Below are 21,429 nucleotides of genomic sequence, written 5' to 3'. Positions count from 1 at the left end.
GCTACAACCGGCGCTGCCCCAGGGGCAGCGCCACTTTTTCGAGTGCATCGCCCAAGCAGGCGGTGCCAAGGCACTCCAGGAGGTGCAGCATGAAATTCATCGAGCGATTCTCGCGCAAGTCCAGCCAGCAGCCGCAGCCGGCCGATGCCGTACAGGCCCCGCTGTTGATGGCTCTTGAACCGCGGATCATGTTCGATGCGTCCGTTGGCGTGGTCGCCCAGGACGCCGCGGCCGATGTCGCCAGCGACACGGCTAAGGACAGCACCTCCGCAGACAAGACCGCTGTTTCGGCCGCCAGCGCGACCAGCGCCGCCAGCGGCAGCGCGCAGAACAGCCAGCGCCAGGAAGTGGTGTTCGTCGACGGCCAGGTAGCCAATGTCGGCGAGTTGTTGCAGGGCCTGTCGGGCAATGCCGAGGTGGTGATCCTCGACCCGAACAAGGACGGCCTGCAGCAGATGGCCGATTACCTCAAGGGCCGCGAAGGGCTGGATGCGATCCACCTGCTGTCCCACGGTGCCGATGGCAGCGTGCAGATGGGCAACCTGTGGCTGTCCAACGCCAATCTCGCCGAGCACCGCGCAGAGCTGGAAAGCATCGGCGCCGCGCTCAAGGCCGACGGCGACCTGATGCTCTACGGCTGCCGTGTCAGCGAGACCGAGCGGGGCCAGGAGTTCATCGACCAGCTGGCGCAGATCACCGGCGCCGATGTCGCCGCCTCCGCCGACGATACCGGTGCTGCGGACCTGGGCGGCAACTGGACCCTGGAGCGTACCAGCGGCGCCATCGAGACCACCGCCCTGGGCGCGCAACTGCAGGGCTACGAGGCCCTCATGTCCGTCGCCTTCAGCGGCGATCTCAGTGCTTCCGGGCCGGTCCTGGGTAGTGGCCAGCTGTCGCGTATGGTGATCGGCGACTTCAACAATGATGGTCGTGACGACATCCTCTATCAGATTGGCGGTGACGGAACCAACTGGCGCTTCGCTGCGGGCAACGCCAACGGCACCTTCACCGTGGTCGAGCAGGGGCAATCGCCGTTTTCCGGCGTGACGCTGATCAATGCCGTGACCAACGGCATCAACTACTACGCTGCGGATTTCGACAAGGACGGTGATATCGACCTGCTCGGTGTGGAGTCCGGCGGTGCCGCGTACCTGTACCGCAACAACAACGGTGTGTTCGCCCGTGAAACCGTGACCAGCTTCGGTGGCACCCAGTACAACGTGCGCCTGGTAGTGGGCGACTTCGATGGCGATGGCGCCGCCGACATCCTTTATCAACCCGGCAACGTCGACCCCAGCAACAGCTGGCGCTACGCCAAGAACAACGGCGACGGCACCTTTACCGACGTGGCCCAGTCAGCGTCGCCGTTCGCCGCATTCACCCTGGGCAGCTACAGCTCGTTCAACTACCGGGTCCTGGATTTCGATGGCGACGGCGACCTCGACATCATGTGGGTCGCCAACGGCTCCAAGGGCACGCTGTACGTCAACAACGGGGGCAGCTTCACCCTGGGTTCGACCACCAACTTCCCGACCACGCCTTACGGCGGGCGTACCCTGTGGGGCGATTTCGACGGTGACGGCGATGCCGACGTGTTCTACCAGAACGGCACCAACGGCAGCGAGTGGATGTACGGCACCAACAATGGCGACGGTACGTTCACCACTGTCGCGCGGGCCAGTTCGCCGTTCGCCGGCCTGAGCATGGTCGACTTCAGCAACAGCAACTTCCGCGCCGGCGACTTCGATGGTGATGGCGACCTGGATGTGATCGGCATCTCGGCGACCGGCAGTTCCTACGTGTACTACCAGTCCGGCACCACCCCGCGGCTGGTCAGCGCCACGCCGGCCGACGACAGCCTCAATGTGTCGCCTGCCGCCAATATCGTGCTGACCTTCAGCGAGAGCGTGACCAAGGGCACCGGCAATATCTATATCGTGCGCACCTCTGACGGGCAGGTCGTGCAGACCATCCCCGTCACCAGCGCCCAGGTGACCGGCAGCGGCACCACCTTCACCATCGACCCGAGCGACCTGGCCCAGGGCACTGCCTATGCTGTGCGTATCGACAGCAAGACCTTCGTCAACACCGACGGCAAGGTCTACAAGGGTATCTACAACAATACTGCGCTGAACTTTACCACCTCCGTCGTGCAGGCCCCGGTGATCAGCAACCTCAACGGCGATTCTGTCAGCTACACCGAAGATGCCGCGTACGTCCTGATCGACCAGAACAGCAACGCCGTCGTCACCGACGCCGACTCGGTCAACTTCGCCGGCGGCAAGATGACCGTGCAGATCACCTCGGGCCTTGCCAGTGGCGAAGACGTGCTGTTCATCCGCGACCAGGGCAACGGGGCCAACCTGATTTTCGTCACCGGCGCCTCGGTCATCTACAACGGCCTGGTGGTCGGTACCTTCACCGGCGGTACCAACGGCAACCCGCTGGTGATCACCTTCACCAACAACGCCAACCCGACTACCGTCTCCGCCCTGGTGCAGAACCTGGCGTACCGCAACTCCAACAGCACCGAGCCGTCGACCACCGCGCGCAGCGTGTCGATCGCCATGGATGATGGTGCCGGCGGCAGCAGCACGACGTCGGTGGTCAGCCTTTCCGTAGTGGCGGTCAACGATGCGCCGGTGGTCAACATCACCGCGACCAACCCGACCTACACCGAGAACACCTCGGCGGTGCAGCTGTTCAGTGGCGCGACCATCAATACCGTCGAGTCCGGGCAGTCGGTGCTGCAGATGGTCTTCACCGTCAGCGGCATCGCCAACGGCGCGGCTGAGAAGCTGGTGATCGACGGCACCGACGTGACCCTGGTCCAGGGCACCTCGCTGACCACCTCGATCAATGGCATCACCGTCACTGTGTCGGTGAGCAGCGGCACGGCCACCGTCACCCTGGACAAGGCCGCCGGCCTGTCCACGGCGACGGCGCAGACCATCCTCAACAACATGGCCTACCGCAACGACAGCGAGACCCCAACCACGGTCAACCGGGTCGTGACTCTGAGCACCGTGAGCGACAATGGCGGAACTGCCGGCGGTGGCCAGCCTACCGCTGCCGTGGGCATCTTCAGCACCGTGACCGTGGTCGGTATCAACGATGCGCCGATCCTCTCCGGCGGGCCCTACAACTTCGCCACCATCAACGAAGACGTCACGGCCACTGGTGTGCGGATCTCGACCATACTGGCCAGCCACACCATGATCGACCCCGATACCGGCGCCCTGCGCGGTGTCGCGATCATCGCCAAGACCGGCAATGGCACCTGGCAGTACTCCACCGACAACAGCACCTGGACCGACTTCGGTGCCGTTTCGAGTAACAGCTCGCTGTTGATCGCCTCCACCACCTATGTGCGCTACGTCCCGGACGCCGCCAACGGCGAGACCGCGACCCTGACCTTCCGTGGCTGGGACCAGACCACCGGCACCGCCTCCGCCAACGGCATCCGCAGCACGGCCGATACCACCAACAATGGCGGCACCACGGCGTTCTCCATCGGTACCGGCGCGGTCAACCAGATAGTCACCTCGGTCAACGATGCACCGGTCATGATCGGCGTAGCGCCGACCCTGGGCGGCCTCACCGACACCTCGATCAACAACGGTGGCGCGCTGGTCAGCGATCTGCTGGGCGGTGTGACCGACGTCGACACCGGCGCGCTGAAGGGCATGGCGATCACCGGCTTCACCGCGGACTACGGCAAATGGCAGTACAGCACCAACGCCGGCAGCACCTGGAGCGATATCGGTAGCGTTTCCGTCACTACCGCGCTGATCCTCACCGCGCAGAACATGGTGCGCTTCGTGCCGGACGGCATCCACGGCGAAACCGCGACCATCACCTACAAGGCCTGGGACCAGACCAACGCCACCTTCGGCCTGCAGGGCACCAAGACCAATACCACCACCTCCGGCGGTACTTCGGCCTATTCCAGCCAGTTCGACACCGCCACCGTGGTGGTGACCGCCGTCAACGAACGCCCTGTGGTGACGCTGACCGGCACTGCGGCCATCTGGACCGAAGCCAACAACGCACCTTCCAACCGTATCCCGGTGGACTCCGGGGTGACCGTGTCCGACCCGGACGGCCCGAACCCGCTCAGCGCCACCGTGCGCCTGCTGACCTACTACAGCTCCCAGGACAGCCTGGCCTTCGTCAACGACGGCCTGAGCATGGGCAATATCGTCGGCACCTGGAGCGCCGGCACCGGCATCCTGACCCTGACGTCCGCCGGCAACCTGGCGACCGCCGCGGAGTTCCAGGCCGCGATGCGCGCCGTGACCTACGGCAACTCCTCGGACACCCCGAACACCACCAGCCGTACCATTCAGTTCCAGATCACCGACGGTGGCAACATGGCCTCCATCGCGGTCACCCGCGATGTCACCATCGTCGCGGTCAACGATTCGCCGACCATCAGCGCCCCGGTTTCGCAGTCGATCAACGAGGACATCCCGACCGCGCTGAGCTCGATTACCTTCAGCGACGTCGACTCGACCCTGGGCATCGTGACCTTCTCGCTCGTCGGAGGTACCGGTACCCTGAGCGCCACCGGTGCCGGGGGCGTGACCGTGGGCGGCACCTCGACCGCGCTGACCCTGAGCGGCACCCTGGCCAACATCAACCTGTTCATCGCCAACAACCGCCTGGTCTACACCCCGGCGGCCAATGCCAGCGGTGATGTGACCCTGACCATCAACGTCAACACCACCAGCGTGTCCGACGCCACCACCACCATGACCCTGCAGGTCCAGGCGGTGAACGATGCGCCGGTGGCCACCGTGCCGCCGTCCATCACCGTGACCGAAGACGTGTCAAGCGTGATCACCGGCATCAGCTTCACCGACATCGATGTCGGCATCAACGCCGTCACCGCGACCTTCTCGGTACCGAGCGGCACCCTGAGCGCGACCACCGGCCTGGGCGTCACCGTCGGCGGTTCCGGCACCGGCCTGCTGACCCTGACCGGCAGCCTGGCCGATATCAACTTCTTCATCGCTGCCAACGGCCTGACCTTCAAGACCGCCCAGGACGCCACCGCCAGCGTGATCCTGACGGTCAACATCAACGACGGCGGCTTCAGCGGCAGCGGCGGCGAGCAGACCGACACCAAGACCGTGACCCTCAACGTCACCGCGGTCAACGATGCCCCGGTCAACAATGTGCCGGGTGTGCAGACCGCCTCGCAGAACGTTGCCCTTGGCTTCAACACCGCCAACGGCAACGCCATTTCGATCAGCGATGTGGACGCCGGCAACGGCCTGATGACCGTGACCCTGACGGCCGTCAACGGCACGCTCACCCTGAGCAACCTCAGCGGCATCAACATGGTCAGCGGCACTGGCCTGAACAACGTCGTCATGATCTTCGAGGGCAACCGCACCAATCTCAACGCGGCGTTGCAGAGCCTGACCTTCCGGCCGACCAACAACTTCCTCGGCGCTGCCAGCGTGACCATCGAGACCAACGACAACGGCAACTCCGGTACCGGTGGTGCCAAGTCCGATGTCGATACCATCTCGATCAACGTGATTCCGGTGAATCCGAAGGTCACCAACGTCTCGGCCCAAGGCCTGGACCGCACCGTGAAGATCGGCGACGAAGTGCTGATCAGCATGACCTGGGACCAGGTGGTCAACGTCGACCTGAGCAGCGGCAGGCCGACCTTGCTGCTGGAGACCGGCCTGGTCGATCGCAGTGCGGAGTATGTCAGTGGCACCGGCACCAACACCCTGGTCTTCAAGTACACCGTGCAGGCCGGGGATATCAGCGCCGACCTGGACTTCCAGAGCACCGCGGCGCTGCAACTGAACGGCGCGGTGATCAGCAACAATACCAGCGACCTGGCAGTCCTGACCCTGCCGACCGTGGGCGGTTCCGACTCGCTCGGCGGGCGCAGCAATATCGTGGTCGACGGCGTGGTGCCGGTGGTAGGCAGCGTCAGCGCGCCCACCAATGGCACCTACATCACCGGCCAGGGCCTGGACTTCACCGTCAACTTCAACGAAGCGATGACGGTCGACACCACCACCGGCGTGCCACGCATCGCCGTGACCCTGGATACCGGCGGTACCGCCTATGCCGAATACGTCTCCGGCAGCGGCAGCAGCGCCCTGGTGTTCCGCATGGTGGTCACCAGCGGCCAACTGGACAGCACTGGCGTGACCCTGGGCAGCAGCATCGATACCAATGGCGGGGCGATCACCGACCTGGCCGGCAACGCTACCGTGACCACTCTGAACAGCGTGGCCAGCACTGCGGGCGTGAATGTCGATGGCGTCGCGCCGAGCATCGTCAGCGTGGTTCCGCCGGTCGACGGCAGCTACAAGGCCGGCGACGTGCTGACCTTCACCGTCAATGCCAGCGAAGCCTTGCAGATTGGCAGCCTGGCACCGCGCCTGGTGCTGGATGTCGGTGGTGTCACTCGCTACGCCACCTATGTGTCCGGCAGCGGCAGCGGCGCGCTGGTGTTCCAGTACGTGGTGCAGACCGGCGACAACGATGCCAACGGCATCGCCGTCAGCAGCCTGGACCTGCGTGGCGAACAACTCACCGACCTGGCGGGCAACGACATCGACCCGACCCTGGGCAGCGGCAACCTGCCGGGCGTGCTGGTCGACACCACCCGGCCCTTGGTCCAGAACATCAACTTGCGCGATCCGGCGAGCATCAACCTCCTGGGGTCGGCCACCTTTGACGTGATCTTCTCGGAAACGGTCAGCGTCGTCGATCCCCGTTTCTTCGTTGTCGCGGTCAATGGCAACACCACGGTGTCTATCGATAGCATCACCAGCCTGGACGGCAAGACCTGGACCGTGAAGGTGAGTGGCATCACCGGGCAAGGGCACGTGGGTATCATCGTGAGCGGCAGTGGAGTCGTTGATGCTGCGGGTAACACAACCACCGGCTCCGTCGGCCCGGTCATCTACCACTTCGACCGCGTCGCACCGAGCATCACCAGCGTCAGTGTGCCGACCAATGGCACCTACGTTGCCGGACAGAGCCTCGACTTCTCCGTGACCCTGGATGAAGACGTACAACTGACCAGCAATGGCCAGTCGCCAAGCATCCTGGTGAACCTGGGCAATGGCCAGACTGCTCTCGCGCTCCTTCAGAGCCAGACCGGCAACCGGACCCTGACCTTCCGCCTGACCGTCGAACAGGGCCAGCTCGATACCGACGGGATTACCCTCGGTTCCTCGATCAACCTGAACGGCGCTACGCTGCGTGATGCCGCGGGCAACGATGCCAACCTGACTCTGAACAACGTCGGCGATACCTCGGGTATCAACGTCGATGCAGTGGCGCCGGTGATCGACTCCGTGACCCTGCCGCCGAATGGCGAGTACCGCATTGGCGAGGTGCTCACCTTCACGGTCAACACCAGCGAGAACCTGGTGCTCGATACCAGCGGCGGTACGCCGTACCTGCTGCTCGATGTCGCTGGAATCCCGCGCTACGCCATGTATGTGTCCGGCGGTGCCGACGGCAAGATGGTCTTCGAGTACAGCGTGCAGCCAGGGGAGAACGCCACCGGCCTGGCGATCACCCGCCTTGACCTCAATGGCGCCAGTGCCCGCGATGCGGCGGGCAACGCCATGGTGCTGGATGTGAACGGGGTGGGGGATACCAGCGGTATCGTTATCGACAACACCGCCCCGACCCTCGTCAACTTCACCCAGTTGACCGCGTCGCCGACCGCTTCCAGCAGCGTGGTGTATTCCCTGCTCTTCAGCGAGAAGGTGAGCGGCGTCGACCAGGCCCTGACCCTGAGCTTCACCGGTACGCTGCAAGGCGCGATCGAGAGCATCACCTCGGTCGACGGCAAGACCTGGCTGGTCACCGTCAGTGGCCTGACCGGCCAAGGTAACGTGCGCCTGGCGATCGACACCGCAAACGGCGTCAAGGATGTGGCCGGCAACCCGGCGCGTGGCTACTCGACCGCCTCGGAGTACCGTGTCGACCGGGTCGATCCGACCGTGGCCAGCGTCAGCGTACCGGCCGCCGGCACCTACGTGGCCGGGCAGAACCTCGACTTCACCGTGACCATGGACGAGAACATCGAGATGGTCGTCAGCGCTAACAGGCCAACCATCGAAGTCAAGCTGGGCAATGGCCAGACCGCGTTGGCTACCTATGTGAGCCAGACCGGCAGCCGTACGCTGCTGTTCCGCATGACGGTTGCCGAAGGCCAGATCGACAGCGACGGCATCGCCCTGGGGGCCTCGATCAACCTCAATGGCGCCATCCTGCGTGACAGCGTGCGCAACAATGCCGATACCACGCTCAAGAACGTCGGCGACACCCGTCAGATCCTGGTGGATGCGGTGGTACCGAATGTCACCGGCGTGACCCTGCCGGCGGCAGGTACCTACCAGGTAGGCAGCGTGCTGCGCTTCGATGTCGCGGTCAGCGAGAACGTCAATGTGGTGACCAGCAACGGCGTTCCGCGCCTGGTCCTGGATATCGGCGGGGTGACCCGCTTCGCCAGCTACGTTTCCGGCACCGGCACCTCGATGCTGACCTTCGAATACACCGTGGTGGCTGGCGACAATGCCAGCGGCATCGGTGTGGCCAGCGTCGTCGACGTGAACGGCGGCACGCTGCGCGATGCGGCCGGCAACGACATGACCCCGCAACTGAATGCACCGGCCAGCAATGCCGGCGTGATCATCGACACCGCGCCGCCAGTGCCACTGAGCATCGTCGCCGAGGGCGCCTACCAGGCCAGCGACCGCAGCCTGAGCTTCACCCTGACCTTCAACGAAGCCGTCAGTGGGGTCGACACCGGCGACTTCTCGCTGCTCGGCACCCAGAGTGCCACCGGTACGGTGCAGTCGGTGCAGCAAATCGATGCACGCACCTATCGCATCGTGGTGAGCAACATCACCGGCCAGGGCAGCCTGTCGCTGAACCTCAACGCGCCGGGCAGCGGCATCCAGGACGCGGTCGGCAACCTGATGACCCAGTCCCTGGCCAGTTCTGCCCAGGGAATCCCGAACCAGGACGTCGGCGATCTGGAATACCGCATCAACCCGCCGGACACCTCGAATGCTCCGCAACCTTCGGTGATCCAGCCGCAGGTACCGGGCATCATCATCAACGAAAGTATCTCGCCGCTGGCCCCGGGCTCGCTGTTCGAAGTGCGTACCGTGGGCGGCGACCTGAAACCGCTGGGCACCATATTCCTCGGCCAGGCCGGCAGTGCGCCGAGCTTCATCGCCCAGGTCTTCGGCAGCAGCGACACCGGCCTGGGTGGCGGTGACGGCCAGGGCTTCCTCGGCTTCGGCGGCGGCAATGGCGGGATCTTCGGCGGCAGCACCTTCGCCACCATCTTCGGTCGCGAGGTACCGGGCGTCACCGAGATGAACGTGTTCAGTGGCAGCCAGTGGAAACAGAGCGACCTCAACCAGGGGCTGCGCGGGGTGTTCGGCGTACCGACCTTCGGCCAGCAACTGCAACAAATCAACGAAGCCGACCAGCGCCACGTGCGCGAATTGGCCAAGGCCCTGGCAAAACCGGCAGAGATCGGACAACGGGCATGAAAAACAGCACAACTCTTGAGAATCGAGCCGTACCAGGGGGCGGCGCAAGGATGAACAACAAACACAAACTGTTTGCCGCCAGTCTGTTGGCATTGGCCATTACCGGCTGTGCCGTCAAGACCGACCCGATCGAACGCAGTGCCAGCGAAGAGCGTGCCCGTGCCGACATGGCGCAGATCTACAAGGACCAGGAGCCCCTCAGCGGGCCCCTGACCCTGCACCAGGCCATGGCTCGTGCGGTCAAGTACAACCTCGAAGCGCGCCTGAAGGTGATGGAAGAAGCCCTCGGCCAGCGCCAGCTGGACCTGGCGCAGTTCGACATGCTGCCACGCATGGCCCTGTCCGCAGGCTATGCCGGTCGCAACAACGTCAGCGCTTCCAGCAGCCAGAGTATCCGCACCGGTACCCAGTCCCTCGAGCCTTCGACCTCTCAGGACCGTGACCGCGACGTGGCCGACCTGACCATGGTCTGGAACGTGCTGGACTTCGGCGTCAGCTACCTGGGCGCCAAGCAGCAGTCCGACCAGCGCTATATCCTCCAGGAGCGCAAGCGCAAGGTCATCCACACCATCACCCAGGACGTGCGTTCGGCCTACTGGCGGGCCGTGGCGGCGGAGCGTCTGCTGACCCAGATCGACACGCTGATGGGGCGCATCAACCAGGCCCGCATCAACAGCCAGCTGATGAGCGCCCAGCGCATCGGCGACCCCGTCCAGGCCCTGAGCTACCAGCGCGCCCTGATCGAGGCCACCCGCCAACTGGAAGAGCAGCGCCGTGCACTGACCCTGGCCAAGACCGAGCTGGCCGCGCTGATCAACCAGCCGATGGACAAGCCGTACACCCTGGCGCTGGACAACAACTACGCGGTGCCGGAGCTGCATGTCGACTTCGCCAGGCTGGAGCAGCAGGCCCTGGCCAGCCGTCCGGAACTGCGCGAGCAGGACTACCAGTCGCGGATCAGCGCCACGGAAACCCGCAAGGCCATGCTGCGCATGCTGCCGGGCCTGGAGTTCTCGGCCGGTGGTCACTACGACAGCAACTCCTTCCTGACCAACCAGAGCTGGGCTGACTACGGCCTGAAGGTCACCTGGAACCTGTTCAACGTGATTTCCGCACCGACCGCGATCAAGGTCGCCCAGGCCGGCGAGAACGTGGCCGATGCACGTCGCCAGGCGATGTCGGTGGCGGTGCTGGCCCAGCTGTACGTGGCGCGGGCCAACTTCGAGGAAGCCAGCCGCCAGTTCAAGACTAGCGAAGAGATGGCCAATCTCGACGGGCAGATCGCCGATCAACTGCGCAATCGCTTCAAGACCAACAACATTGGTGAGCTGGAGCTGATCCAGGGCGAGCTGAACAACCTGCAAACCCAGCTCAAGCGCGACCTGTCCTACGCCGAAATGCGCAATGCCTACTCCCAGGTGTTCGTCAGCACCGGTGCCGATCCGCTGCCGAAGGAACTGGCGGACGACAAGGTGCAGACCATCGCCAATGCCTTGCAGACCAGCGAGGACAGCTGGAATCGTTGATTCTGCTTCGTAGCTGATGGCCTCATCGCTGGCAAGCCAGCTCCCACAGTGTCCGCGGCGCGACCGAACCCTGTGGGAGCTGGCTTGCCAGCGATAGGGCCCTCCTTGACCACAAAGAAGCGTGGTCTTACACATTGAAATACTTTCCCTGTGTAGTAAAACGCCGCTACAACTGTAGGATCGACATCCCAAATTGATCTCAGGTTGATATGACTTCCTTCTCCTCGGAGCCCCCCAGTACCAGGCCTTCATGGCCTGTCTTGTTTTCCCGTCCCCGTGACCTGTCCTGCATGAGTGCCCATCCATGGAATGGCTAGCCGATCCCACCGCGTGGCTGGGTCTGGCCACGCTGATTGTCCTGGAACTGGTCCTGGGCATCGACAACCTCGTCTTTATCGCCATCCTTGCCGACAAGCTGCCGCCCCATCAGCGCGACCGCGCGCGGGTGATCGGTCTGTCCCTGGCCCTGATCATGCGCCTCGGCCTGCTGGCCTCGATCTCGTGGATGGTGACCCTCACCGCGCCGCTGTTCGAGGTGTTCGACAAGTCGTTCTCCGGACGCGACCTGATCATGCTGTTCGGTGGTGTGTTCCTGCTGTTCAAGGCCACCATGGAGCTGCACGAGCGCCTCGAAGGCCATGTGGTGCAGGCCGGCGGCCCGGTGCGCCATTCGGCGTTCTGGCCGATCGTGATGCAGATCGTCGTGCTGGATGCGGTGTTCTCCCTGGACGCGGTGATTACCGCCGTAGGCATGGTCGAGCACCTGTCGATCATGATGATCGCGGTGATCTTCTCCATCGGCATCATGATCGTCGCGAGCAAGCCGCTGACCCGCTTCGTCAACGCCCACCCGACCGTGATCATGCTGTGCCTGGGCTTCCTGATGATGATCGGCTTCAGCCTCACCGCCGAAGGCCTGGGCTTCCACATTCCGAAGGGCTACCTGTACGCGGCGATCGGCTTCTCGTTGCTGATCGAAGCCTTCAACCAGTTGGCCCGGGCCCGGCGCAAGCGCAGCCTGCAGCAGCACAAGCCGCTGCGCGAGCGTACCGCCCATGCCGTGCTGCGCCTGCTGGGCGGGCGCCGGGTGGAAGCCGACGAGGTGGGTGAGGAAATCGCCGACCTGGTGGGCGATGGCGAGGAGCAGGTGCTGTTCGATCGCCGCGAGCGGGTGATGATCAGCGGCGTGCTGAACCTGGCCGAACGGCCGATCAGGACGGTGATGACGGTGCGTGCCGAGGTCGATGCCATCGACCTGGCGCAGCCGCCGGAGGCGATCCGCGAGGCGCTGATGAACTCCTCGTACTCACGCCTGCCGCTGATCCGCGGCGGTCGTATCGAGGAGCCGCTGGGCTACGTACACAAGAAGGAACTGCTCAAGGAACTGCTGGCCGGTGGCGAACCGGACCTGGAGCAACTGATGCGCGCACCGTTGAACCTGCTGGAGAGCTTCAGCATCCTCAACGCCCTGGAGCAGATGCGCAGCGAATCGACGCACATTGCCTTCGTGGTCAACGAGTTCGGTGATTTCACCGGTGTCCTGACCATGACCGACATTCTCGAGTCGATTGCCGGCGAGCTGCCCGACGCCAGCGAAGTGGAAGGCCCGGGCATCGTCGCCGATGGCGACGGCTACCTGGTCAGCGGCGCCCTGAACCTGCGCCAGATCCAGGCGCAGACCGGCTTCGCGGCCAAGCCCACCGACGACTACCAGACCCTCGCCGGGCTGGTGATGAGCCTGCTGGACCGCCTGCCGATGGTCGGCGACCAGCTCGCCTGGGATGGCTGGTCGCTGACCGTGGTCGAAGTGGAAGAGCGCCGCGTGCGTCAGGTCCGGCTTACACAGCCGGCCGACGCTGCCGCAGCAGGTGCCTGATGCCTTCGATGACCAGCACCACGACCGCCAGCCAGATCGGCAGGTAGGTCAGCCACTGATCCGGGGCGATGCTCTCGCCCAGGATCAGTGCCACCATCACCAGCAACACTGGTTCCACATAGCTGAGCAGGCCGAACATGCTGAACGCCAGCATCCGGCTTGCCAGCACATAACTGATCAACGCCAGTGCACTGATCGCCCCCAGCAGCGGAATCAGCCCGTAGAGCTGTGGATGGCTGGCTAGGTCACTGGCGTTGAGCGGTCCGTTGACCACGAAGTACAGGGCCGCCGGCGACATCAGCAGCATGTCGGTCCACAGGCCGCCCAGGTGGTCGGTGCGCAGGCGTTTGCGCAGGACGAAATACACCGGATAGCCACCGGCGACCACCAGCACTTCCCAGGCGAAGCTGCCGTGCTGGTACAGCTCGTGGCCGACCCCGGTGGCCGCGCAGGCCACAGCGACCTTCTGCAGACGCGAAAGGCGCTCGCCATACACCAGGCGCCCGGTGATGACCATGGTCAGTGGCAGCAGGAAATACCCCAGCGACACTTCCAGGCTGCGCCCTTGCAGCGGTGCCCAGAGAAACAGCCACAACTGCACGCCCACCAGGGCCGAGGTCGCGCACAGGCCGAGGAACAGTGCGGGCGTCTGCCTGACCCGGCGCATCAGCCCGGTGACCAGCGACCAGTCGCGGGTGAAGATCATGAACAGGGTGGCGCAGGGCAGGGTGAGAAGCATGCGCCAGCCGAAGATCTCCTCGCCATCGAGTGGGGCGAGGAGGGAGGTGTAGTAATACATCACGGCAAATAGGCAGGATGCCATCACCGATAGAGCAATGCCTCTGGACAAGGGGGCCTCGAACAACAGTAAAGCGGGAAGGATTGACCGTTCATGATCTCAGGGCCGGCTCCGGTTCGGCAACCGCCGCAGCCCCCGGCTGTTCGCCCAGGGCCTTGATGAAGTCGGCCAGGGGCATCGGCCGGCCGAACAGATAGCCCTGCTGGTAGTCGACATCGAAGCGGGCCAGGTAGTCGCGCTGCTCCGGGGTTTCCACGCCTTCGGCGACGATGCCCAGGCCAAGCTTGGCGGACAGCTCGATGATGCTGTCGAGGATATGCAGGGACAGGGCATCGACACCGATCATGGCGACGAAGCTCTGGTCGATCTTCAGGTAGTCGATGTTGAAATGGCGCAGGTAGCTGAGGCTTGACTGGCCGGTGCCGAAGTCGTCGATCGCCAGCAGCACGCCCATAGCGTGCAGGCGTTCGAACAACTGGTCGGTGACCGGGCCGGGCTTGATCGGGGTGCGTTCGGTCAGTTCCAGGGTCAGTTGCAGGCGGCCCGGGGGAAAGGCGTCGAGCAGGGCCTGGCAGTCGTCGCACAGGCTCGGGTCCTGGCAATGGGCGGCGGTGATGTTGATTCCCAGGTGGAAACCCTCCTCGATCAGGTGGGCGTGGGGGGCCAGGTCACTGGCCACCCTGGCCATCATGCGCCGGGTCATCGCCACGATCTGCCCGCTGTGCTCGGCGTAAGGGATGAACAGGTCCGGCCGCACCAGGCCATCCCGCGGGTGGTGCCAGCGCATCAGCACCTCGGCGCCGGACCAGCGGTAGTCGCCACGGCGCACCACCGGCTGGAAATACGGCACGAACTCGTCGGCCTCCAGCGCCCGCTGCAACTCGGCCCGGGGCGACGAGGCGCGGCGCAGTTGCCAGTAGCAGGCGGTGCCGGCACTGGCGCCGAGAAACAGCAGCAGGCCGAACAGCGCCGGGTACTCGCTGCGCATCAGGCGCCAGGCCCGGCCGTTTTCGAAGCCGCTGTAGAGGGAAAAGGCGTAGCGTTGCGAATCCACCCGCTGCGCGGCCAGCGGATAGCCCGGCACCGCGTCCTCATGCACCTGGCCGAGCTTGTCGATCCAGTGCCGGCCGACCTGCAGGCGCAGGTCGATATCCGGGGCGATCAGCTCCAGGGCGCTGGTCAGGTGGTCGCCGTCCAGGGTGGTGATCGCTCCCCGCGGGCCGTCGCTCAAGCGATACACCAGCAGCGGATGCCCGGGCGTCACCGAGTTGCCGTCCATCAGCCACAGGCTGCCAGCGGTGTAGTCGGCGGGGTCGACCTTTTCGCGGAACTCGCCGAACAGCGAGGTGCAGTAGATTTCGTCGTTGAGGGTCAGGTTGGTGGAGCGCACGAAGGAGCGCCGGGTAACCTGCTCGCGCAGGGCCAGGTCCACCTCGGGGCAGGGCCTGCCGGCCAGGGGCAGCAGGGTGCGTGCGGCTTCGGCGACGTTATCCAGCACGCCCTCCAGATGCCGGACGGCCTGGCGGGCGCTGTTCTGCGCACGGGCCTGGAGCTCCCGTTCGGCCTGCCAATGCATGATGGCGAGGCCGCCAAGCACCGGCAGCAGGCCCACCAGCCAGGGCAACAGACGACGTGACAGGCGCGTACGGCGACGGGCTTTGTGCAGGGGCATGGGCGGATCCATCCTGAAGCTGTCCGGACAGCATAGCGGGCAAATGAAGGCGCCTATGATAGGTGTTACGGGGTAGATAAAGCAGTGCGCGACAAATCGAATTACGCCCTGTAGAATCGCGTTACGAATACAACAATAAGGTTCTCCGCTCTCGGGGAATCAAACCCGCCGCACATGGGTCTTCTATGAAGTGTCATGGATTCAAACTGATTCTTGGTGACTACCTTGCTCGCAGTACCCGGGGCATTTCCTGCGCGCCACCACGTTCACTCGCATCGACCGAACAGTAACTCGCGTTATTCAACCGTTTTGATGATGAGGCATACGAACATGGCAGATCTCTTTGACAACCCGATGGGCCTGATGGGCTTTGAATTCATCGAATTCGCCTCGCCGACCCCCGGCACCCTGGAGCCGATCTTCGAGATCATGGGTTTCACCAAGGTCGCGACCCACCGCTCCAAGAACGTCCACCTGTACCGCCAGGGCGGGATCAACCTGATCCTCAACAACGAGCCGAAGAGCGTCGCCTCGTATTTCGCCGCCGAGCACGGCCCGTCGGTGTGCGGCATGGCCTTCCGCGTGCGCAACGCCCATGAAGCCTATGCCCGGGCCCTGGAGCTGGGGGCGCAGCCGGTGGAAATCGAGACCGGTCCGATGGAACTGCGCCTGCCGGCGATCAAGGGCATCGGTGGTGCGCCGCTGTACCTGATCGACCGTTTCGAGGAAGGCAGTTCGATCTACGACATCGATTTCAACTGGATCGAAGGTGTCGATCGCAACCCGGCCGGTGCCGGCCTGAAGATCATCGACCACCTGACCCACAACGTGTATCGCGGGCGCATGACCTACTGGGCGGGCTTCTACGAGAAACTGTTCAACTTCCGCGAGATCCGCTACTTCGACATCAAGGGCGAGTACACCGGCCTGACCTCCAAGGCCATGACCGCGCCGGACGGCATGATCCGCATCCCGTTGAACGAGGAATCGTCCAAGGGTGCCGGGCAGATCGAAGAGTTCCTCATGCAGTTCAACGGCGAGGGCATCCAGCACGTGGCCTTCCTCACCGACGACCTGCTCAAGAGCTGGGATGCCCTGAAGAAGATGGGCATGCGCTTCATGACCGCGCCGCCGGAAACCTACTACGAGATGCTTGAAGGCCGCCTGCCGGCCCATGGTGAACCGACTGCCGAGCTGCAATCGCGGGGCATCCTGCTGGACGGCTCGTCGAACCCGGACGACAAGCGCCTGCTGTTGCAGATCTTCTCGGAAACCCTGATGGGCCCGGTGTTCTTCGAGTTCATCCAGCGCAAGGGCGACGATGGTTTCGGCGAGGGCAACTTCAAGGCGCTGTTCGAGTCGATCGAGCGTGATCAGGTGCGCCGTGGGGTGCTGAGTACCGACTGATGCTTGTTTGTCATTGCTGATGGCCTCATCGCTGGCAAGCCAGCTCCCACAGGGATCGCGTGCATCGCTGGACCTGTGGAGGTTTGCCAGCGATAGGCATAGGTACCTACACATCTCTCAGCCCCATGCTGAGTGCTCTGGCTCTGGCTCTGGCTCTGGCTCTGGCTCTGGCTCTGGCTCTGGCTCTGGCTGTTGCTTTTGATCTGCTTTTGATCTGCCGCGACTTCAGGAGGCTGAGTGGAGCGCTGATGTAGGGGGTGGAGGGCCATGGATGGCCCGGAAAGCGCCATAGGGCAGGAGCCCGTATGGCGCGGCCCCCGGAAGCAGTGCGGAGGGAAGGAACCCGGAGCGAAGCGTAGGGCCGGATGCAGGAGCGGAGGCCTTTTGCTTACTTTTGGGCCTTTTTTCCAAAAGTAAGCCGCCGTAAGGGCGGAAGGGTGATTCTGGGGCGCTGCATGTAATGGATATGCCCCCCATTTCTGTACCCGTCGCTTCGCCCTTAGGTCCTGCTTTTTGTGAGCATATCCATTCACTTTGGTGACATTTATTCACCTTTTCGCCCTTACGGCGACTCCCTTTTGGAAAGGCCCAAAAGGAAGCAAAAGGCCTCCCGGGGTATGACTCACCCACATGGGTTACAAATCAGTTCACTCACATAGGTAACAGTTTTTAACTGGCAGGGTCGGTTTTCGAGGATCTGACTATGCCTTGGCGAGAGCTAAAACCTATGGACCTCAAACTGCTGTTCATCGCGGACTACATCAAAGGCCCGCCTAGCTTCAGTGCGCTTTGCCAAGCCTATGAGATCAGTCGCAAGACTGGCTATAAATGGGTTGAGCGGTATGAGAAGGAGGGGCCAGCAGGGCTGGAGGAGCATAGTCGTCGTCGACTTACCCAGGAGTGGGTGGTGCCTCTTGCTGTCCGTGAAGCGATCATTGAACTGCGCGGCCGGGGTGAAACAGAGCCTGGACCCAAGAAAATCCAGGCCGCTTTGCTTGAGCGTTTCCCTGACCAGGCGCCGCCATCAAAGACGTCTATCTACAACATCCTGAAGAAAGCCGAACTGGTTAAGCCTCGACGATTGCGTCAGCGCGTGGCGGTTTATCCCAGGCCATTACAGAAAGCAGAGTCGCCCAACCAGCTGTTTAGCGCCGATTACAAGGGCCAGTACCTGACAGGTTCGGGCGTCTGGTGCTATCCATTGACGATCATGGACCATGCCAGTCGCTTCCTACTTGCCTGCCACAGCATGGCTAACACTAACTTTCAGGAAACCCAGGCGGTTTTCACTCAGGTGTTTCGTGAATATGGTCTGCCGGAGCGCATTCGTACCGATAACGGTGTTCCGTTTGCGAGCAAGGGGCGAGCCGGGCTCTCACAGTTGTCCATCTGGTGGTTGCGTCTCGGGATCATTCCTGAGCGGATAGCTCCAGGTAGGCCGGAACAAAATGGTCGACATGAGCGCATGCATCGAACGTTGAAAAGTACGCTCCCGTCGCCACCAGCAGTAGCGTGGGAGGCTCAACAGAAGCACTTTGATCGCTTTATGCAGCACTACAACCACGAGCGTGTACATGAGGCGTTGAAGCAGAAAACACCCGCGTCCTGCTATAAACCTTCTACCCGCCCATATCCTGAGAAGCTACCGGAGATGACCTACCCAAGTCATATCGATAGCCTCCACGCGGACTGTTCAGGCATCGTCAACCGTCGTGGCCTGAGGATCTATGTCGGCTGCGTGCTCAAGCATCAGGCCATTGGACTGGAGCGAGTCGGGGATGGAGTCTGGGATGTTATCTTCGGCCCAATCATCCTTGGGAGGATCGATGAAAGAGATGCCATTGATGGCTATGTGACACTTCAAGTGTTACCTATGTGAGTGCACTTTTTTGTAACCCATGTGGGTGATCCGTACACCGGCCCGCATCCGGCCCTGCGCTTCGCTCCGGGTTCCTTCCCTCCGCACTGCTTCCGGGGGCCGCGCCATACGGGCTCCTGCCCTATGGCGCTTTCCGGCCCATCCATGGGCCTCCACCCCCTACATCAGCGCTCCACTCAGCCTCCTGAAGGCCGGGACAATCAAGATCAAGATCAAGATCAAGATCAAGATCAAGATCAAGATCAAGATCAAGATCAAGAGCCAGAGCCAGAGCCAGAGCCAGAGCCAGAGCCAGAGCAACAGCAACAGCAACAGCAACAGCAACAGCAACAGCAACAGCACTCAGTATGGGACTGAGCGATATGTAGATACCCATGCAGCGATAGGGTCCGTGAGAACACCATCAAGCAAAAAGCCAGCTCACGCTGGCTTTTTCATTGCTACATCGCCCGGCGCATTCCGCGCCGCCGACGATACATCGCCCAGTAACTCCCCGCCGCCGTCATGATCCCCACCAGTAGCAGCGAAGGCACGACCACGAGGCTGTTGTCCAGCAGTTGCCGAACGGCATGCCCCGGTGGATGAAGGATGTGGAGGGTGTAGCCGTACATCGGCGATACCTGGCTCATGTCGGGCTCGCTGGACAGGGCTTCCAGGCTGTCCTCGACCTCGCCCAGCGCGCCGATCAGCGTCGGCCCGAACTGCAACTTCACGCTCTCCGGCAGGCGGGTGCCACGCAGCACCCTTTGCAGGATCTCACCGTCCGCCACCGCCAGCACGCCGTAGGGATACTCCTGCAGACGGTAATAGAGAATCGCCGAATCCGGCGTGTTGTCGTTGCCCGCTTCCAGGCGCAGGCGGTGGTTGAAGTAGTCGCCGGGATCGACCAGCAAGCCGGACTCCCCACGCAAGGTGCTGCAATAGGCCCGGTTTTCCCGCACCAGGGTCAGCGAGCGCAGTTGCGGGTTGCCCACGACTTCGCTGTGCAGGGCAGGCAAGGCCTTGTCGCAGGCGTATTCGGCAAGATTGAGCACCTTGTTGCTGGCGCCGTGCAGCGAGTCGAGCAGGCTGTCGACACCCAGCCGGGCGTCACGCAAGGCCAGCACGGCGGACTCGTCGAGCTGCTTGTTGACCTGCCAGGCCATGACCAGCAGGCCGAAGGCGACCGGGGCCAGGCCAATCAGCAGCAAGGTCAGCAGGGTAAGCAGCGCGTGTCCGGAGTGGGAAGTACGAGGGGGCATGGTTCACCTGTAGGCAGAAGGCAAGGGTCCGGATGGGGCCGGACCGAAGCCGATCAGCATAAGTGAGCGCTATACCCGCTTCCTGTACGAGCAGCTGACAGCAGCTGTCGGATTCTTCGTTTCGTCACAGACCCGGGCTGTTCTGCGCACTGTCCAGTGCCCTGAGCACCAGGCGCCCGACCGCAGCACCGGAGGCCGGATTCTGCCCGGTGACCAGGCGACCTTCCTTCTGGTCGGCGATGGCGAAGGCGGCCCATGGGTCCTCGGCCTTGCGGTAGAGACCGCCGCGAGCGGCCAGTTCGGTTTCGGTCAGGAATGGAACCACCTTGTCCAGTTCTGCCAGCTGTTCTTCAATATTGGAGAAGCCGGTCACTTCGCGGTCGCGCAGCAGCAACGAGTTGTCGCTGAGCTTGATGTTCAGCAGACCCACCGCGCCATGGCAGACCGACGCCACCACACCGCCGTTTTCCCAGATTTGCCGGGCGATGTCCTGCAGTCCCTGATGGTCGGGGAAATCCCACAGCACACCATGCCCGCCGGCATAGTAGATCGCCCGGTAGTCGCGGGCGCGCACCTGGCCGGGGGCCAGGGTGGTGCCGAGGCGGTTCATGAACGCCTTGTCGTTGTACCAATGCCAGTCGATATCCTGGGCCAGGTTCAGGCTGTGGGGGTCGATGGGCACGTAGCCGCCCGCCGGGCTGAGGTAGTCGACCTGGTAGCCGGCCTGTTGCAGGACATCGACAAAATGCACGGCTTCACCCAGCCACAGGCCGGTCGCGCGTTTCAGGGTCGGATATTTGGCCGTATTGGTCAGCACCACGAGAACTTTCTGGCTCATTGCGGCGGTCCTCGGCAGAGGTCAGGGTCGGAGGGGAATTTCGAACCTGTACAGCATAGTCCTCCGGGAAAAGCCCGCCACGGGCTATGGCTATGTGCTAGCGTTCTGAAATGGTGTCCGCAATCGCACAGGAGAACGACATGGTCGATGCCCAGCAGCAGTCGCAGTTCATGCAGGCCGCCATCGACGAGGCCCGCCTGGGCCTGGAAGAGGGCGGCATTCCCATCGGTTCGGTGATCGTTCATGCGGGGCGAATCATCGGCCGCGGGCACAACCGCCGGGTCCAGCAGGGCAGTGTGGTCCTGCACGGGGAAATGGATGCGTTCGAGAATGCCGGACGCCAGGATGCGCGGATCTACGCCGAGGCCACGCTTTACACCACCCTGTCGCCCTGCGCCATGTGCAGCGGAGCGATCCTGTTGTACGGGATCCGCGAGGTGGTGGTCGGTGAAAACCGCACCTTCATGGGCGAAGAGACACTGCTGCGCGAACGCGGCGTGCAGGTCAGGGTGTTGCAGGACGAGCAGTGCATCGACCTGATGACCCGCTTTATCCGCGAGCGTCCGGCACTGTGGAACGAAGATATTGGACAGGAGTCCGACCGCTGACAGCGGTCAAGGAAGCACGG

11 protein-coding genes are annotated in these 21,429 nt (G+C 63.3%); 6 read left to right on the top strand and 5 right to left on the bottom strand.

Going from position 1 to position 21,429, the window contains the following annotated elements:
* Positions 1 to 89: 89 nt before the first annotated feature.
* The 3 genes from AC2CQI_RS08760 (at position 90) to AC2CQI_RS08750 (ending at position 12,965) form a co-directional block, all read left to right on the top strand.
* Positions 90 to 9,563, top strand: coding sequence for a DUF4347 domain-containing protein (locus AC2CQI_RS08760; protein WP_484579900.1), 9,474 nt, complete (start codon positions 90 to 92; stop codon positions 9,561 to 9,563).
* Between the two features lie 50 nt (positions 9,564 to 9,613).
* Positions 9,614 to 11,089 carry a TolC family protein gene (locus tag AC2CQI_RS08755; protein WP_484579899.1) on the top strand — a complete coding sequence of 492 codons (1,476 nt, stop codon included), beginning with the start codon at positions 9,614 to 9,616 and terminating at the stop codon, positions 11,087 to 11,089.
* 304 nt (positions 11,090 to 11,393) lie between these two features.
* Positions 11,394 to 12,965 (top strand): TerC family protein, encoded by a 1,572-nt coding sequence (locus AC2CQI_RS08750; RefSeq protein WP_075805695.1) that lies wholly within the window; start codon positions 11,394 to 11,396, stop codon positions 12,963 to 12,965.
* On the opposite strand, the gene rarD is transcribed toward AC2CQI_RS08750, so the two are convergent.
* Positions 12,928 to 13,815, bottom strand: coding sequence for an EamA family transporter RarD (gene rarD, locus AC2CQI_RS08745; RefSeq protein WP_484579898.1), 888 nt, complete (start codon positions 13,813 to 13,815; stop codon positions 12,928 to 12,930). The genes AC2CQI_RS08750 and rarD overlap by 38 nt on opposite strands.
* Before the next feature lie 40 nt (positions 13,816 to 13,855).
* Positions 13,856 to 15,436: an EAL domain-containing protein gene (locus tag AC2CQI_RS08740; RefSeq protein ID WP_484579897.1), complete on the bottom strand. Its 1,581-nt coding sequence runs from the start codon at positions 15,434 to 15,436 to the stop codon at positions 13,856 to 13,858.
* Positions 15,437 to 15,766: 330 nt separating this feature from the next.
* Here AC2CQI_RS08740 and hppD point away from each other — a divergent pair, with 330 nt between their 5' ends.
* On the top strand, positions 15,767 to 16,843 hold the full coding sequence (gene hppD / locus AC2CQI_RS08735; protein ID WP_075805693.1) for a 4-hydroxyphenylpyruvate dioxygenase: 1,077 nt from the start codon (positions 15,767 to 15,769) through the stop codon (positions 16,841 to 16,843).
* Between the two features lie 703 nt (positions 16,844 to 17,546).
* Positions 17,547 to 18,722 carry an integrase core domain-containing protein gene (locus AC2CQI_RS08730; RefSeq protein ID WP_484579896.1) on the top strand — a complete coding sequence of 392 codons (1,176 nt, stop codon included), beginning with the start codon at positions 17,547 to 17,549 and terminating at the stop codon, positions 18,720 to 18,722.
* 121 nt (positions 18,723 to 18,843) lie between these two features.
* Here the strand turns inward: AC2CQI_RS08730 and AC2CQI_RS08725 are convergent, their stop codons facing one another.
* The 3 genes from AC2CQI_RS08725 to AC2CQI_RS08715 all read right to left on the bottom strand — a co-directional run bounded on the left by AC2CQI_RS08725 (position 18,844) and on the right by AC2CQI_RS08715 (position 20,801).
* Positions 18,844 to 19,098: a hypothetical protein gene (locus AC2CQI_RS08725; protein ID WP_484579895.1), complete on the bottom strand. Its 255-nt coding sequence runs from the start codon at positions 19,096 to 19,098 to the stop codon at positions 18,844 to 18,846.
* 64 nt (positions 19,099 to 19,162) lie between these two features.
* On the bottom strand, positions 19,163 to 19,963 hold the full coding sequence (locus tag AC2CQI_RS08720) for a CSS-motif domain-containing protein (RefSeq protein WP_484579894.1): 801 nt from the start codon (positions 19,961 to 19,963) through the stop codon (positions 19,163 to 19,165).
* A gap of 124 nt (positions 19,964 to 20,087) precedes the next feature.
* On the bottom strand, positions 20,088 to 20,801 hold the full coding sequence (locus AC2CQI_RS08715) for a type 1 glutamine amidotransferase domain-containing protein (protein ID WP_484579893.1): 714 nt from the start codon (positions 20,799 to 20,801) through the stop codon (positions 20,088 to 20,090).
* 140 nt (positions 20,802 to 20,941) lie between these two features.
* Here AC2CQI_RS08715 and AC2CQI_RS08710 point away from each other — a divergent pair, with 140 nt between their 5' ends.
* Positions 20,942 to 21,409, top strand: a complete 468-nt coding sequence (locus AC2CQI_RS08710; RefSeq protein ID WP_075803482.1) for a nucleoside deaminase — start codon at positions 20,942 to 20,944, stop codon at positions 21,407 to 21,409.
* Positions 21,410 to 21,429: the final 20 nt, after the last annotated feature.

Source organism: Pseudomonas sp. P2S-1 (assembly GCF_057197725.1).
This window is presented reverse-complemented; position numbering and strand designations above follow the sequence as displayed.